The sequence below is a fragment of the Vulcanococcus limneticus LL genome, from assembly GCF_002252705.1.
Lineage (GTDB): Bacteria > Cyanobacteriota > Cyanobacteriia > PCC-6307 > Cyanobiaceae > Vulcanococcus > Vulcanococcus limneticus.
Genome location: NZ_NQLA01000002.1, coordinates 16,731 through 31,440, shown reverse-complemented (window position 1 = coordinate 31,440; position 14,710 = coordinate 16,731). Strand labels below are relative to the sequence as shown.

Genomic DNA, 14,710 nt, shown 5'->3' with positions numbered 1-14,710 from the left:
GACCGGGTCCCATGAGATCCAGAGACATAAGCCCTGCTTATCCGAAGTGGATTTCCCCAGTTGCAGTGCTTTTTCCCCAGGTTTCCGGGGGGTTTTCCACAGGATTCGGAGGAAAAGCGGCGGTCGGAGCGAGGGTGTTGGGGATTGCGCTGATCGGCCACCCGGGCGCTTGACAGTCGGCCCCTTGCTGCTAGGCGAGCGTGCCGGGTTGGCCGCAGCCCCCGGGGAGGGTCAGTGCCGGCGGCCTGTCTCACGCTGGATCGGCATGGGTTCGGGCCCGTGGCCCGCCCTTTGACGTGGGGGGGTGGGCTGTGGCTTCCTGGGTCGGCAGGACGGACGTGAGACGCTTGGACGCAGACATGGGTATGGGTTGGGATCGGGGAATGCAGGAGCCGGGCGCCCCGGGGCGCGGCGGCCACGATCACCCCGTCCATGGCCACGCCCAGGCCCGTCCCCAGCGCCCTGAAGCGCCCCGCCGCCTGCCCCAGCGCGATCTGCAGCGCCGCTGTCTGGAGCGCGATGACGCCTCCCGCTCGGCCTCCCTCCCCACTGCAGCGGCCGCTGAGGATCTCAGCGACGCTCCGCAGGCCCCCCGGGTCAGCCTGGAGGCGGAGGTGCCCGAAGCCCTGTTCGAGGGCATGCGCAACTTCCTGAGCGCGCGCCCCGAGTGGGACCAGTACCGGGTGATCACCTCCGCCCTGGCCGGCTTCCTGTTCCAGAACGGCTGCAGCGACCGCTGCGTCGCCCAGCACTATCTGAACGGCCTGTTCATGCGCCCCGGCGATTGATCCCGGACCAGCCCGCCCCGGTGATGGCCCCCGCCGTCGGCAGTTGAGGGCCTGGCTTGAGCGCGACCGTCGAGGAGAGGAGCCAAGAAAAAAGGCGGGAGTGCCGAACCCCCGCCCACCTGTTTCTCCCTTGCCCGACCCTTGTGAGGTCGCCTGGAGAGTGTGGGGGCGACCGCCGCTGAAAACTGTGGTGATGCACACCGCTCCGCCCTGAGGGTGAGCGCCTCCACACCAAGAAGCCCGTTCAGAGATCGCCGCGCCGCAAGGCGCTGGCGGCGTGCTCGCAGGCTCGCCAGGTGATCGCCATCTCCGTGAGGGTGGGGCTCTGCCAGCCGGCACTGGGCCAGCAGGCGCCGTCCGTCACCAGCAGGTTGGGGGTGCGCCACAGCTGGTTCCAGGGGTTGAGCACCCCGGCGTCGTCGCGCTCCGCCATCGGCGCTCCGCCCAGTTCGTGGATGTAGTAGCCCGGAGGCGGCGCGTCAGGGGCCACCGCCAGGCTGCCCTTCACCAGGGGCTCCAGCAGCGGAAAGAGGAAGAGATCGGTGAGGGGGGCGATCTGCCCGCCGGCACTGGCCACCACCGCCTGCATGCGGGCCTGCATATGGGCCACCATGCGCCGCTCGTTCTCGCCCCAGCGGCAGTCGATGTGGGCGATGGGAATGCCCCAGGCATCGGTGCGCTGGGGGTCCAGGCTCACCCGGTTGTGGTCCTGGGCCAGCACTTCGCCGTGGCCGATCAGGAAGCCCACTGCCGCGCCCGGATCCCGCTTGAAGGGGGCCGGGGGGTCGAAGCGCTGGATGCCGGCCCAGAGGCCGTAGCCGCGCAGGAAGTCGGTGGCGCCGTCTCCGCTGGTTCCGCCTGGGCCACCAGCCTCCAGGTTCACGGTGTTGGGCAGGAACACGCTGCCGGCCCCGGAGAGCTCGCTCGGCCCCGCGGGCGGCTGGTGGGGCAGGGCGAAGAAGCGGCTGGTGGAGATGTGGTCCATCAGGCCGCGCCCGAGGCCGCCGGAGGGATCCTCCAGACCGCCCAGCTGGGCGCTGTGCAGCAGCAGCCGCAGGCTCTCGATCGTGGAGGCGCACAGCACCACCAGGGCGGCCTGGGCCCGCTGGCGCCGGCCGCTGGCGGCCTCCACATAGATCACCCCCTGGGCGCGTCCCGTGCCCGGGTCGACCTCCACATGGCTCACCACCGCGCCGCTGCGCAGCTCCACCCGGCCCGTGGCCAGGGCGACGGCCAGGCAGCCCCCCTGGGAGCTGGAGCGAGGCCAGGGCCCGGCGCCACCGGGACGGTGCAGCGCGAAGCCGCGGGAGTGGATCAGGGGCAGGCCCAGCTCCCGGGCCACCGCCCCCTGCAGGGTCGCCTCCGCCGGGGTGAAGGGCAGCGGATCTTGGTAGACGCCATCGGGCAGCTGGGGAAGGCCATCGGCCTGGCCGTGCACCTGCAGCAGGGTTTCCAGCCGGGCGTAGTAAGGGGCCAGGTCGCCGTGGCCGATCGGCCAGCTGCGGCCATGGCCGTCCCGCTGCGCCGCCTTGAACTCGAAGTCGGACAGGCGCAGGGTGATGCCGCCCCAGGTGAGGCTCTTGCCACCCACCTGGCGGCCGCGGGTCCAGAGGAAGGGCCGCTCGGCCGGGGTGCTGTACGGGTTCTGGCGCTCGTCGACGAACAGCTCCGGGTTGGCCTTCCAGTAGCCGGGGTGGTGGCTGGCGCGGCGCTGGCGACCGCTGCTGAGGGCGGCGATGCGGCGGGCTGTGTTGAGGGGTTCGCTGCCGAAGGCCCGCCGGGCGCTGAGCTTCGGGCCGGCCTCGAGCACCAGCACCTGCAGGCCTGCCTGGGCCAGCACCATGGCCGCGACACCACCGGTGGCACCGGAGCCCACGACGATCGCGTCGGGACCCTGGGCCATCAGGAGGGGGTCACCTGGGGGGTGGGCAGGGCTTCGGCCGTGGTTGTGCTGGTGGTCTCAGCTGCGTTGGACGCGGTTGGACGGGCCGTTGCCGTGGGGGTGGACTCCGCCAGCAGGCTGGTCAGGGCCACGAGGCCCTCGCCGATCGCCTCAACGCTGAGCCACACCAGCAGCGCCAGCCAGATCAGCGGGTGTTCGGAGCTCCGGCCCGCGGCTACAGGCGAACCTTCAGGCCCGGTGGGTGCCGAGGCGGCGGCCACCACGGAGCTGGAGCCGTCGCCGGCCTCACCACTCGGGCTGGGAGTCGAGAAGGGATCCATGGCAAGCAGGTCAGCGAGGCGGAATGGACGATCCGGTCGGGCGATGCAGGACTGCGATCAGGACCGCAATGCAGGGGCGTTCCATAAAACTAACCAACGCAATACACCTCCCAACGGGACACTGCACCGCATGGGAAACAGCCCGTAATCGACAACAGAGCTCCCAACGAAAAACCCCGGCACTTCAGGGAAGGCCGGGGTCTCGGGAGTTGGTGGCGGGGAGGAGATTTGAACTCCTGACCTTCGGGTTATGAGCCCGACGAGCTACCAGACTGCTCTACCCCGCGGCGACCCATGAACCATACAACACGGGGCTTCCAGGCCGCAATCCGGTCCGCCAGCGGGGCCTGCATCGGGCCCTTGATCCGGGCGGCGGCGGAGCCAGCCAGCAGGATGGGGCGCTGCCGCCAGCGCCCATGACCCGCTACCTGCACTACGTGCGCCTGCCCCTGCTCTGCTGTGGTGTCGGGCTCGTCGCCGTGCTGATCGCCCGCGGCCTGGAGGCCGCCTGGGTGACCCTGGTGCTGCTGGCCCTGGAGATCAGCCTCTCCTTCGACAACGCCGTGGTCAATGCACGCGTGCTGGAGCGGCTCACACCGGTCCAGCAGCGCTTCTTCCTCACCTGGGGCCTGGTGATCCCCGTGTTCGGCGTGCGCTTTCTGGGGCCCCTGGTGCTCGTGTCCCTGGCGGGGGGGATCGGCCTGGGCGAGGCGTTCGGGGCGGCGATGCACCATCCCGAGCGGTACCACCAGCTGCTGGAGGTGGCCGAGCCGCGGATCCTGGCCTTCGGCGGCATGTTCCTGCTGATGGTCTTCCTGCGCTACTTCTTCAATGAGGCCAAGACCCTGCACTGGTTCCAGGTGGTGGAGGCGCGCCTGAGCCGGGCCGGGCGGGTGGAGTCGCTGGAGGTGGCTCTGGCCCTGGTGCTGCTGCTGGCGGTCAGTGCCGCCGTACCCGGCGGCCAGCAGGCGGCGATCCTGTTCAGCGGCCTGGTGGGCCTGGTGCTGCAGATCCTCAGCACCTCCCTGGCGGAGTTCTTCGGCGGTGAGGAGGAGGCCGCGGGGCGGATGGCGGCCGGCGGTGGCCTGGCCAGCCTGGTGTATCTGGAGCTCCTGGATGCCTCCTTCAGCCTCGATGGCACGATCGGCGCCTTCGCCATCACCAACCAGCTGGTGCTGATCCTGATCGGCCTGGGCCTGGGGGCCCTGTTCATCCGCTCGCTCACGGTGATGCTCAGCCGCGAGCGGGCCCTGGAGCAGCTGATCTACCTGGAGCATGGCGCCCACTACGCCATCGGCGCCCTGGGCCTGCTGATGCTCGCCGGCGTGGTGCTGGCCCGCTGGGGTCAGCATGTGCCGGAGTGGCTGAGCGGGCTGATCGGCGTGGTGCTGCTGCTGCTGGCCCTGGGGGATTCCCTGCGCCACAGCCGCCGCCAGAGCGCCACCGGCCTGCCGCCCGCCTGAGAGTCCGCCATGGCCCTGCGTCTGCTGCTGGATTCCGCCGACCCCGCCGCCTGGGCGGAGTGGCTGCCTAGCGGCCTGTTCCACGGTGTCACCACCAACCCCACGCTGCTGCGCCGGGCCGGCCAGCCCTGCCGCCTGGACAACCTGGCGGTGCTCACCGACCGGGCCCTGGCGCTGGGGGCGCGGGAGGTGCATCTGCAGGCCTGGTCGGGCATCGGCGCTGGCCCCGGGCCCGCCGCCGGCCAGGCGTCCACGGCCCAGGTGACCGAGGCCCAGGCAGAGGGCGCCCAGGCCGAGCGCTACCTGGTCTGCGGCCGCGCCCTGGCAGCCCTGGCCCCCCGCCGCGTCTGGGTGAAGCTGCCGATCACCCGCGCCGGAGCACTGGCGGCCCGGCAGTTGCTGGAGGAGGCCATCCCGATCACCTTCACCGCCTGTTTCGAGCCCGCCCAGGTGCTGCTGGCCGCGGCCCTCGGCGCCGACTACATCGCCCCCTACCTGGGCCGGATCGGCGATCTGGGGCGCGATGGTCACGCCGAACTGGCGGCGATGCAGCGCTGCGTGGCGGGGGTCGGCTCGCCGCTGCGGCTGCTGGTGGCCAGCCTCCGGCGGCAGGAGGATCTGGCCCGCCTTGCCGCCGAGGGGCTCGACACCTTCACCATCAGCCCCCAGATCGCCGCTGAGCTGTTCGCCAGCCCCGTCACCCGTGCTGCCGCCGAGCAGTTCGAGCGGGACGCCCTGGGGGACTAGGGCGGCTTGGGCCTCTCAGCGGCTGCCGTCGAAGCGCAGCTCGCCGCTCACCTGCAGATCCACGGCGTCGTTGGGGTGCAGGAACTGCTGGCCCAGCTCCGCGAGGGTGAAGGGGGTGAGCCACTCCAGCTGGCGCAGCAGGTGCAGGGCCACGGCGTGCTTGGCGCGGCTGGCGCCGTCCTCCACCTTGATCGCCAGTCCCAGCCCCTCGCCGACGCGGCTCAGGCACTGGATGCCCTCGGCGCCGCCCTTGCTGATCACCTGGCCGTGGCCGCCTCGCATCAGGGCCGTGTCGAAGCGGCCTTCGCCGGCCACCAGGTCGGGGTGGGCGAGCATGGCGCGGCTGAGCCGCTCCAGCTCCGGCTGCTGGCCCGCCCCCAGGTGGGCGAACAGCAGGGCCATCTGGGCCAGCTGCAGCTGCAGGGTGGGGGCGCCGCAGTCGTCGCGGGCCACCACCAGCTCGGCGCCGGGCATGCCCAGCAGCTCACCCACCTGCTTGAGCACCTGCTGCTGCAGCGGATGGTCCCCCTGCAGGTACGACTCCAGCGGCCAGTGCATGCGCTTGCAGGTGGCCAGGAAGGCGGCGTGCTTGCCGGAGCAGTTGTGCTCCAGTCGGCTGTTGGCGCCCGCCGGCACCGGGCACTGCAGCTGCTCGGTCTCCAGGTCCGACTGCCACAGGATCTTGAAGGCCTCGCGGGCCTGGTGGGCCTCACCGGCGTGGGAGGCACAGGCGATGGCCAGGGCGCGGTCGTCGGCGCCGGCGGCATCGGCCGTGCCGCTGGCCACGAACACCTGAGCCTGGAAGGGCTTGAGGGCCGAGCGGATGAAGCTCAGCTTCTGGGGATCGCCGGCGCGCATCAGCACCCGGCCCCGCTGGTCGCAGACCACCGCATGCACCCGATGCACCGACTCGGTGATGCCGTTGCGGCGCAGGCGCACCTCCAGCGGCGGCACTCCGGGGCGCTGGGGGGAACCGAAGCTGCTGGAGAAGGTCATCGCCGCGGTGGCTAGCTCAGAGAGCCTGACAGAGGCTCGCCCCGGCCAGGAGGAGTACGGAGGCGATCGCCAGGGCCCGCTGCAGGCGCTCCAGCACCGGCCGCACCTGGTGGGTGGCCACCAGCAGGTCCTGCTCCCGCCAGGCCAGGGGCTTCTCCCACACCTGGCCGTCGTACCAGCCCGATTCCTCGTACTCCACGGCGGTCGCCACCAGTCGGCGCTGGATGCTGGTCCAGCCCAGCCACTGGCGTGTCAGCAACAGCAGCGGCAGCACCAGGGCCGCCACGGCGCCAGCCGCCACCAGTCGCGGCGGGTCGTGGCGCAGGGCCACGCTCCCACTGGCCACCAGCCAGGCCCCGGGCAGCAGCAACAGCCAGCTCACGGCCAGGGGCCGCAGCAGGCTCGCGAAACTGGCGTGGGGCCAGGCGAAGAACCAGGACGCCGCCAGCTCGCGGTACTGCTCCAGGGGGCGCTGGGCCGGCGGCACCGGGCAGGCCGCCGTCGCCACCGCACCGGGATCGGGGGGACCAGGAGCGGCCATCGGGTCTCGGCCCTCAGGCCGGCGAGTCGCCCGCCGAGCCTAGGTAGGTCTCCTTCTCCCCGTGGCCCCAGAAGGACTCCAGGTCGTAGTAGCTGCGCTCATCGGGGGTGAGGGCATGCACGATCACCTCGCCGTAATCGAGCAGCACCCAACGGCCCTCGGTCTGACCCTCCTTGCGCAGGGGCAGCCGGCCGCTGGCCTCCTCCACCTTGTCCTCCACCGAGCGGGCGATGGCGCGGACCTGCACGTCGGAGAAGCCGCTGGCGATCACGAACCAGTCGGCGATCGAGGAGATCTCCTCCACCCGGATCAGCACGATGTCGGCGGCCTTGCGGTCGTCGCAGGCCTCGGCCGCCAGCAGGGCCAGGGCCTTGCTGTCGGTGGGATCAAGGCGGGGGCGGCTGGGGTCTGGGCTGGGCTTGGCGGCGCCTGGGACCCCTGAGCTGCTGGCCTGGGAGGGGGTGGTCCCGGATGTGCTGGCCTCAGCCATAGACGTTCTCGCTGCTCACGGATTGACGGGACCCCTGTTGCTGGGCCATCTCAGCCCGGGCCTTGCCGGCACTCTTGCGCAGCGCCTCGAGCCGGTCTTCGTAGAAGGCCCGTTTCTTCTTCTTGCGGGTCTGCTCCACCAGTTCCTTGAGGGCGCCGCCCAGGCTCTTATAGGCGTTGGGCAGGGTGTAGCCGAAGCGGCAGGCCAGGTCGATCGCCCGTTCGTCGGCCGTGATCGCATCCTGCAGGCGCTTCTCGGAGTTGTTCTTGAGGTACAGGCGGTAGCCGGCAAAGCCCGAGAGCCCGAGGGCCATCAGCAGCAGCAGGCCGTCCTGCACCCAGAGTTCGCCGATGGCGCCGCCGAGGCCGATGGCCAGGGCCGCCATCTCCCAGCCGTCCCGGGGCACCGCGTCGTTCTGGATGCGGCCCACCTCGTGCCAGAACAGCAGGTTGCGGTGGTCGAGGGCCAGCTGGTCCCACTTCTCAAGGTCCACCTGGATCTCCACCTCATCGCGGCCGATCTCCTCGATGGTGATCAGCGGGGGATCGGCGGAGGCGGCGGCTTCCACGAACACCCAGCTCTGCATTTCCGGGGGCAGCAGCCCCTTCAGGCGCTGGAGTTCGCTCATGGAGATGGTGGAGGGCTTGGTCGTGGTGTCAACACTAGCCACCGCCAGCGGCTCGCCAGCGCCGGATTGGACGGTGTCGCGAAGCGGCGCGTGAGAGGCTAGCCAGGTTTGGCCGCCATCCCCCCGCCCATGCCCCGTCGCACGGATCTGCGTCGCATCCTGCTGCTGGGCTCCGGGCCGATCGTGATCGGCCAGGCCTGCGAGTTCGACTATTCCGGCACCCAGGCCTGCAAGGCACTGCGGGCCGAGGGCTTCGAGGTGGTGCTGGTGAACAGCAATCCGGCTTCGATCATGACCGATCCGGACATGGCGGATCGCACCTACATCGAGCCGCTTACCCCCGAGGTGGTGCGGCGGGTGATCGAGCAGGAGCGCCCCGATGCCCTGCTGCCCACCATGGGCGGTCAGACGGCCCTCAACCTGGCGGTGACCCTGGCCCGCGACGGCACCCTGGAGCGCTACGGGGTGGAGCTGATCGGCGCCAACCTGCAGGCGATCGAGAAGGCCGAAGACCGCGACCTGTTCAAGCAGGCGATGGAGCGCATCGGCGTGGCCGTCTGCCCCTCCGGCATCGCCACCAGCCTGGAGGAGGCGGAGGCCGTGGGCGAGCAGATCGGCACGTATCCACGCATCATCCGGCCCGCCTTCACCCTCGGCGGCTCCGGTGGCGGCATCGCCTACAACCCCGAGGAGTTCCGGGCGATCTGCAAGAGCGGCCTCGAGGCCAGTCCGGCGTCCCAGATCCTGATCGAGCAGTCGCTGCTCGGCTGGAAGGAGTTCGAACTGGAGGTGATGCGCGACACCGCCGACAACGTGGTGATCGTGTGCAGCATCGAGAACCTCGATCCGATGGGGGTGCACACCGGTGATTCGATCACCGTGGCCCCGGCCCAGACCCTCACCGACCGCGAATACCAGCGCCTGCGTGACCAGTCGATCGCGATTATCCGCGAGATCGGTGTGGATACGGGTGGCAGCAACATCCAGTTCGCCATCAACCCCGCCAACGGCGATGTGGTGGTGATCGAGATGAACCCTCGCGTGAGCCGAAGCTCGGCGCTGGCGTCGAAGGCCACCGGCTTCCCGATCGCCAAGATCGCCGCCCGCCTGGCGGTGGGCTACACCCTCGACGAGATCCTCAACGACATCACCGGCAAGACGCCGGCCTGCTTCGAGCCCACGATCGACTATGTGGTGACGAAGATCCCCCGCTTCGCCTTCGAGAAGTTCCGCGGCAGCCCGGCGGTGCTCACCACGGCGATGAAGTCGGTGGGCGAGGCGATGGCGATCGGCCGCAGCTTCGAGGAGTCGTTCCAGAAGGCCCTGCGCTCCCTGGAAACGGGCCACGCCGGCTGGGGCTGTGATCGGCCCGATCCCAGCCCAGAGCGCTCCGAGCTGGACCGGGAGCTGCGCACCCCGGCGCCGGATCGCATCTTCGCGGTGCGCACCGCCATGGTGGCCGGCTACAGCGATGCCACCATCCATCGGCTCTCCGCCATTGACCCCTGGTTCCTGGCCAAGCTGCGGCGGATCCTGGAGGCCGAACAGCGGCTGCTGCAGGGGCGCTCCCTCCCCCAGCTCGATGGGGCCGCCCTGCTGGAGCTCAAGCAGCTGGGCTTCTCCGACCGCCAGATCGCCTGGGCCACCGGCGCCCAGGAGCTGGAGGTGCGCCGCCACCGCCAGGGCCTGGGGGTCAACGCCGTGTTCAAGACGGTGGACACCTGCGCGGCCGAGTTCGCCTCCACAACCCCCTATCACTACGCCACCTATGAGCGCCCCACCGAGCGGCTCCACGCCGACGGCAGCCTGGAGCTGATCCCGCCGGAGAGCGAGGTGCAGCCCGAGACGCGCCGCAAGGTGATGATCCTGGGCGGTGGCCCCAACCGCATCGGCCAGGGCATCGAGTTCGACTACTGCTGCGTGCACGCCTCCTTCGCCCTGCAGGCCGAAGGCTTCGCCACGGTGATGGTGAACAGCAATCCCGAAACGGTCTCGACCGACTACGACACCAGCGATCGGCTCTACTTCGAGCCCCTCACCCTCGAGGACGTGCTCAACGTGATCGAAGCCGAGAAACCGGAGGGCGTGATCGTGCAGTTCGGTGGCCAGACGCCGCTGAAGCTGGCCCTGCCGTTGCTGCGCTGGCTGGCCAGCCCCGAGGGCCTGGCCACCGGCACGCGCCTGTGGGGCACCTCGCCGGAATCGATCGATACCGCGGAGGACCGTGAGCAGTTCGAGGCGATCCTGCGCCAGCTCGACATCCGCCAGCCCCGCAACGGCCTGGCCCGCAGCCAGGAGGAGGCCCGTGCCATTGCTGCCCGGGTCGGCTATCCGGTGGTCGTGCGTCCCAGTTACGTGCTCGGCGGCCGCGCCATGGAGGTGGTGTACGACGAGGAGGAGCTCAATCGCTACATGGTGGAGGCTGTGCAGGTGGAGCCCGACCACCCGGTGCTGATCGACCAGTACCTGGAGAACGCCACCGAGGTGGATGTGGATGCCCTCAGCGATGCCACCGGCCGGGTGGTGATCGGCGGCCTGATGGAGCACATCGAGCCCGCCGGCGTGCACTCGGGCGATTCCGCCTGTGCCCTGCCGGCGGTGAGCCTGGATCAGCAAGCCCTGGCCACGATCCGCCAGTGGAGCCAGGCCCTGGCCCTGGCCCTGCAGGTGAACGGCCTGATCAACCTGCAGTTCGCCGTCAAGGACGGCGAGGTGTTCATCATCGAGGCCAACCCCCGCGCTTCGCGCACGGTGCCGTTCGTGGCCAAGGCCACCGGCGTGCCCCTGGCCAAGATCGCCAGCCAGATCATGGCTGGCAAGACGCTCGAACAGTTGGGCCTGACGGCCGAACCGGTGCCGCCGCTGCAGGCGGTGAAGGAGGCGGTGCTGCCCTTCAAGCGATTCCCCGGTGCCGATTCGCTGCTGGGCCCGGAGATGCGCAGCACCGGCGAGGTGATGGGCACCGCCACCAGCTTCGGCCTGGCCTACGCCAAGGCCGAGCTGGGGGCCGGCGAGGCTCTGCCCACCAGCGGCGAGGTGTTCCTCTCCACCCACGACCGCGACAAACCGGCCCTGCTGCCGGTGGCCCGCCGTCTGGCGGAGCTGGGCTTCCAGCTGATCGCCACCGAGGGCACGGCCGCCAGCCTGCGGCAGGCCGGCCTGGCGGTGGAGTCGATTCTCAAGGTGCATGAGGGGCGACCCAACATCGAGGACGCGATCCGCTCCGGCCGCATCCAGCTGGTGATCAACACGCCGGTGGGCCGCCAGGCCGCCCACGACGACAGGTACCTGCGACGCGCCGCCATCGACTACGCGGTGCCCACGGTGACCACCCTGGCCGGCGCCCGCGCCGCCGTGGAGGCGATCGCGGCCCTGCAGGGGCAGAGCTTCGCGGTGACCGCGCTGCAGGACATCCACCCGCCGCTGTCCCGCTGAGGCGGCGGCCCCCGAGTCCTGGCGCTGCTTAGGGTTGGAGGCGGCAATCCCCCAGCCCTTCCTCATGCCCATCTCGATCGGCCATCCGACCGCCCCCAGCAGCGCCATCGCCCCCGGGACCGACTGCACCGCGGCCTTCCGCGCCGCCTACGAGAACCGCTACACCTGGGATCCGGGCTTCGGCGGCTACCAGGGTCGGGCCGTGTGGGAGCAGGATGGCCGGCGGGTGGAGGGCCAGTTCCAGGTGGGGGCTGACCTCAAGGCCACCGTGGAGGGCATCGATGATGCCGAGATCCACAAGGCCGTGGCCTCGCAGCTGTGGGAGGTGGCGATCCACCGGGTGCGCCGCAGCTTCGAGCAGACCCACGGCGAGAACACCTTCACCGCCGGTGACACCGATGCGGTGGGTACCGAGGTGATCGTGGGCGGTAAGAACACCGGCGACCGCTACCGCATCCATGGCAACGTGGTGACGATGGTGCACCGCCACATCCATGGCACCGTGGTGACGATCTTCACGGAATCCACCACGGACACCGGAGCCGGCTACCTCAGCCGCAGCTACACCAGCCAGTACGCCGATCCCGCCACGGGTGCTGGCAAGGGTGGCAGGAGCCGCTTCACCGACACATTCGTGCCCCTGGGCGAGGGCGGTCCCTGGGTGCTGAGCGAGCGGGTGGTGGAAATCGAGGCCCACGGCGAAACTCCCGCGGGACGCCAGGTGTTCCGCTTCGAGCTGCTCGCGCCCCTGGTCTGAGCTCCCTGCCCCTGGACAATCCAGCCTGGTGGATGGCAGCCTGATCGGCGCTCCCATCCACCAGGTCATCGCTAGTCAGCGCCTGGATGGCGTGGTGGCGGGCGGCGGACAGGCCATGGTGATCGGGTGTCTGGATCAACCCGTAAACCAGCTGATTGTCAACGAGATGATGCCTGCTGCGATGACATAGGTGGGCCAGTAATCGTCTGACTTGTCGAGCTTCTTCAGTTCCACCTCTTGCTCAACCGGGTCTTTGATCTGCAGGGCCTTGTAGTACCGGCGACAGGCCCAGAGCATCATGATAAACGCTCCAAGGGTGAGGATGTAGGCAACGACATAGACTTCATCCAAGAAGGTGAGATAGGGAAGGCGGGGAAGGTCTGCGTCGTGCGTCTGTTGCAGGAAAACCAAGGTCAGCAGTACGGTGACGGGCAGCGTGAGACGAACGTCGTAATGCGTGGTATCGAGTTTTGTGGCTCCAGCGATCATGGCCATCACGATCAACAAAGGCACCAGAACTTTCCAGAAGGCTGACCAGCTGCTGGAGGCATACTTCACTTCGAACACCAGTTGGCTGTAGTCCGAGGCCCCTTGACCAAAGCCGAAATCTGTGTCGTAATGGTGTTTATAGGATGCTAATGTCCAGCCCTGGTTGACCCATCCTGAGTTGGAGTAAGTAAATTGACCAATCCCGCTTCCCTGCACGTCGGGCACGATTTGCAGCCTGTTGTTGCTCAGTACGATATCGTCGGCCTCGATCATGATCGGAAGGCTTAATGTCGTGAAGGGGTGACGGCGAAAGTCGCTGCGATCAATGAAGAAGATGCCGCTGTAGGCTCCTGTCATGTACCAGCTGCCATCCTTCATTCGGATCGGTTCGTCCTTGCCGGTGGGGACAAATACTGAATCGGCGGACTGGGGAATGTCCAGCAGGTTGACGGGTGTCAGGACCTTCCAGATTTTGAGGTCGTTCTTGGTCAGGTACTCCTGGAGATCGTCATCCCACTTGAGCCACCAATAGCCTGAACTCTCAAAGGAGGGGACCTGGAGATTGATGCCATAGTTGTTCATGGCGTAAATTCCCATCTTGACTTTCATCACACCCTGCTCAGCAGGGGCGGCATTATCCTTGCCGGACTTCTGGTAGTCGTTATGGTCGCGTTTCAGCAGTTCGCTTAGCCCTTTCTTGCGCTGAATGATCGCTTGGCTGTTGCTGCCTGAGAGCTCCAGATAGTCGCCCGTTCGACTGCTGGGCCTATCAACCGATAAAACAGCCAGGAGCATCAGGCCGATCGCGATGAGCGCCATCAGCAGAGCTGACAGATTCCATGGCTTCTGCAGGCTGGTGCGCTGTCGTGCTCTGCGGCGTGGCTCGTGTGGGTTCATCGAGAGTTTGGCGTGTGGTGGCAAACGCAGCAGAGTTGTCCTGGGTGTCGTTGGTGGTTGACGAGAGCTGCAGTGTCAGATGGCATGGTCTGGGCTGTGTAGAAGTTGTGCCAGGCAGTAGATGAAATAGCTCAAGGCAGTCAGCACGATGACATACACGATGCCATCGGAGATGCCTGCACCCATCAGTGCACCGATCAACAGCACGCCGATGATGCCGCCCACGTTGTCCAGAATGGAGTAGGCCACATTGGCTGATACCTGGTCCTCCTGTCTGAATAGATCGGCCACCGTGGCCAGGCCCGTGGCGTAGATGCCTCCGGCAGCTCCTCCCCAGAGAAACAGGAGGCTCAGTGCAATGCCGTAGTTGTAGATGCCCAGTGGCAGATAGACGGCACAGACCACACCTACCAGTACGCAGAGAATCGTCAGCAGGGTCCTGTTGACACGATCCGAGAGGCTGGAAATCAGCAGCCCCAGGCTCACAGAGCCGAGCATGAAGGCCGTGAGCAGCAACGATGCGCGCTGCACCGAGAGACCATTCATCATCCCGTAGAGCGTCAGGAACGCCGGCAGACCGAAGAACGTGACGCCTCCGACAAAGGAGGAGAGCATCGGCACCTTCGCCATGCGGATGGCATACCCCAGGCGTAGCCGGCCCTGGCTGGCGATTCGCGGCTGCCGATTCAGGAACGGAACAACGAGGAGAAGGGCGAGCAGCACAATCAGCATGTTGGCCTGAAAGGCCTGGCTGCCTGCCGTCGATCCCACCTGGTTGAAGAGGATCGGCCCACTGGCGGTACCCAGCGACAGGGCAGAGCTGTAGCAGCCGCTCACCACACCGCGCAGGCGCCCCAGCGGCACGGCATTCACCCAGGTCTGCAGCGAGATCAGGCAGAGGTAGGTGCCGATGCCGAAGCAGAACACCCCCAGGCACCAGAGCGGCAGGCTGCGACTGCCGGGGAGCAGCAGCAGCACCACCAGGCGTACCCCGGTGGCCAGGGCCATGGTGCCCACCAGGCCCAGGCGGGCGAGGATCCAATCGATCGAGGAGACGATCGACACCACCGCACCCATCTCGAAGGCCAGGCAGAGGCCGATCAGGCCCTTGCTGAATCCGTAGCCCTCGAGGCGCACTGGAAAGAGCACGGTGTTGAAGCCCACAGCCGCCTGCACAACCGCCGTGGCGAGGACCAGGGCCGCTACCGCCACCAGGGTTCCTCTGTCGTCCGTGGTCTGGTTTGCCTGCGCCATGG

At 68.5% G+C, this 14,710-nt stretch carries 13 protein-coding genes and 1 tRNA gene; 5 read left to right on the top strand and 9 right to left on the bottom strand.

Features of this window, described 5'->3' with window-relative positions; all coding sequences use genetic code 11:
* The first annotated feature begins 383 nt into the window (after positions 1-383).
* The gene (locus tag CJZ98_RS19495; protein WP_094587725.1) at positions 384-788 is read left to right on the top strand and encodes a DUF2811 domain-containing protein; all 405 of its coding nucleotides are present in this window, start codon (positions 384-386) and stop codon (positions 786-788) included.
* A gap of 244 nt (positions 789-1,032) precedes the next feature.
* On the opposite strand, the gene CJZ98_RS01315 is transcribed toward CJZ98_RS19495, so the two are convergent.
* The 3 genes from CJZ98_RS01315 to CJZ98_RS01305 all read right to left on the bottom strand — a co-directional run bounded on the left by CJZ98_RS01315 (position 1,033) and on the right by CJZ98_RS01305 (position 3,298).
* Positions 1,033-2,691, bottom strand: coding sequence for a GMC oxidoreductase (locus tag CJZ98_RS01315; protein WP_094587724.1), 1,659 nt, complete (start codon positions 2,689-2,691; stop codon positions 1,033-1,035).
* Positions 2,691-3,011, bottom strand: coding sequence for a hypothetical protein (locus CJZ98_RS01310; RefSeq protein WP_094587723.1), 321 nt, complete (start codon positions 3,009-3,011; stop codon positions 2,691-2,693). Before CJZ98_RS01310 ends, CJZ98_RS01315 begins: the two co-directional genes overlap by 1 nt.
* Before the next feature lie 210 nt (positions 3,012-3,221).
* Positions 3,222-3,298 (bottom strand) — tRNA-Met (locus CJZ98_RS01305).
* A gap of 129 nt (positions 3,299-3,427) precedes the next feature.
* Here CJZ98_RS01305 and CJZ98_RS01300 point away from each other — a divergent pair.
* Both CJZ98_RS01300 and CJZ98_RS01295 read left to right on the top strand, forming a co-directional pair.
* Positions 3,428-4,474 carry a DUF475 domain-containing protein gene (locus tag CJZ98_RS01300; RefSeq protein WP_094587722.1) on the top strand — a complete coding sequence of 349 codons (1,047 nt, stop codon included), beginning with the start codon at positions 3,428-3,430 and terminating at the stop codon, positions 4,472-4,474.
* 9 nt (positions 4,475-4,483) lie between these two features.
* On the top strand, positions 4,484-5,221 hold the full coding sequence (locus CJZ98_RS01295; protein WP_094587721.1) for a transaldolase family protein: 738 nt from the start codon (positions 4,484-4,486) through the stop codon (positions 5,219-5,221).
* Positions 5,222-5,236: 15 nt separating this feature from the next.
* Here CJZ98_RS01295 and CJZ98_RS01290 read toward each other — a convergent pair whose 3' ends face one another.
* From CJZ98_RS01290 to CJZ98_RS01275, 4 genes are all read right to left on the bottom strand, one after another.
* A complete protein-coding gene (locus CJZ98_RS01290; RefSeq protein WP_094587720.1) occupies positions 5,237-6,217 on the bottom strand; it encodes an asparaginase in 981 nt (326 codons plus the stop codon).
* A 16-nt stretch (positions 6,218-6,233) separates the two neighbouring features.
* Positions 6,234-6,758 (bottom strand): CGLD27 family protein, encoded by a 525-nt coding sequence (locus tag CJZ98_RS01285; protein ID WP_094587719.1) that lies wholly within the window; start codon positions 6,756-6,758, stop codon positions 6,234-6,236.
* Between the two features lie 13 nt (positions 6,759-6,771).
* Complete coding sequence (rsfS, locus tag CJZ98_RS01280; RefSeq protein ID WP_232756117.1) at positions 6,772-7,125, bottom strand: ribosome silencing factor; 354 nt, start codon at positions 7,123-7,125, stop codon at positions 6,772-6,774.
* Between the two features lie 115 nt (positions 7,126-7,240).
* Complete coding sequence (locus tag CJZ98_RS01275; RefSeq protein WP_094587717.1) at positions 7,241-7,876, bottom strand: DUF3318 domain-containing protein; 636 nt, start codon at positions 7,874-7,876, stop codon at positions 7,241-7,243.
* A 129-nt stretch (positions 7,877-8,005) separates the two neighbouring features.
* On the opposite strand from CJZ98_RS01275, the gene carB reads away from it, so the two are divergent.
* A complete protein-coding gene (gene carB, locus CJZ98_RS01270) occupies positions 8,006-11,311 on the top strand; it encodes a carbamoyl-phosphate synthase large subunit (RefSeq protein WP_094587716.1) in 3,306 nt (1,101 codons plus the stop codon).
* Positions 11,312-11,375: 64 nt separating this feature from the next.
* Positions 11,376-12,068, top strand: a complete 693-nt coding sequence (locus CJZ98_RS01265) for a DUF3386 domain-containing protein (protein ID WP_094587715.1) — start codon at positions 11,376-11,378, stop codon at positions 12,066-12,068.
* A 135-nt stretch (positions 12,069-12,203) separates the two neighbouring features.
* Here CJZ98_RS01265 and CJZ98_RS01260 read toward each other — a convergent pair whose 3' ends face one another.
* Both CJZ98_RS01260 and CJZ98_RS01255 read right to left on the bottom strand, forming a co-directional pair.
* Positions 12,204-13,454 (bottom strand): hypothetical protein, encoded by a 1,251-nt coding sequence (locus CJZ98_RS01260; RefSeq protein ID WP_198537409.1) that lies wholly within the window; start codon positions 13,452-13,454, stop codon positions 12,204-12,206.
* Positions 13,455-13,529: 75 nt separating this feature from the next.
* Positions 13,530-14,708 carry an MFS transporter gene (locus CJZ98_RS01255; protein ID WP_094587713.1) on the bottom strand — a complete coding sequence of 393 codons (1,179 nt, stop codon included), beginning with the start codon at positions 14,706-14,708 and terminating at the stop codon, positions 13,530-13,532.
* Between the last annotated feature and the right edge of the window lie 2 nt (positions 14,709-14,710).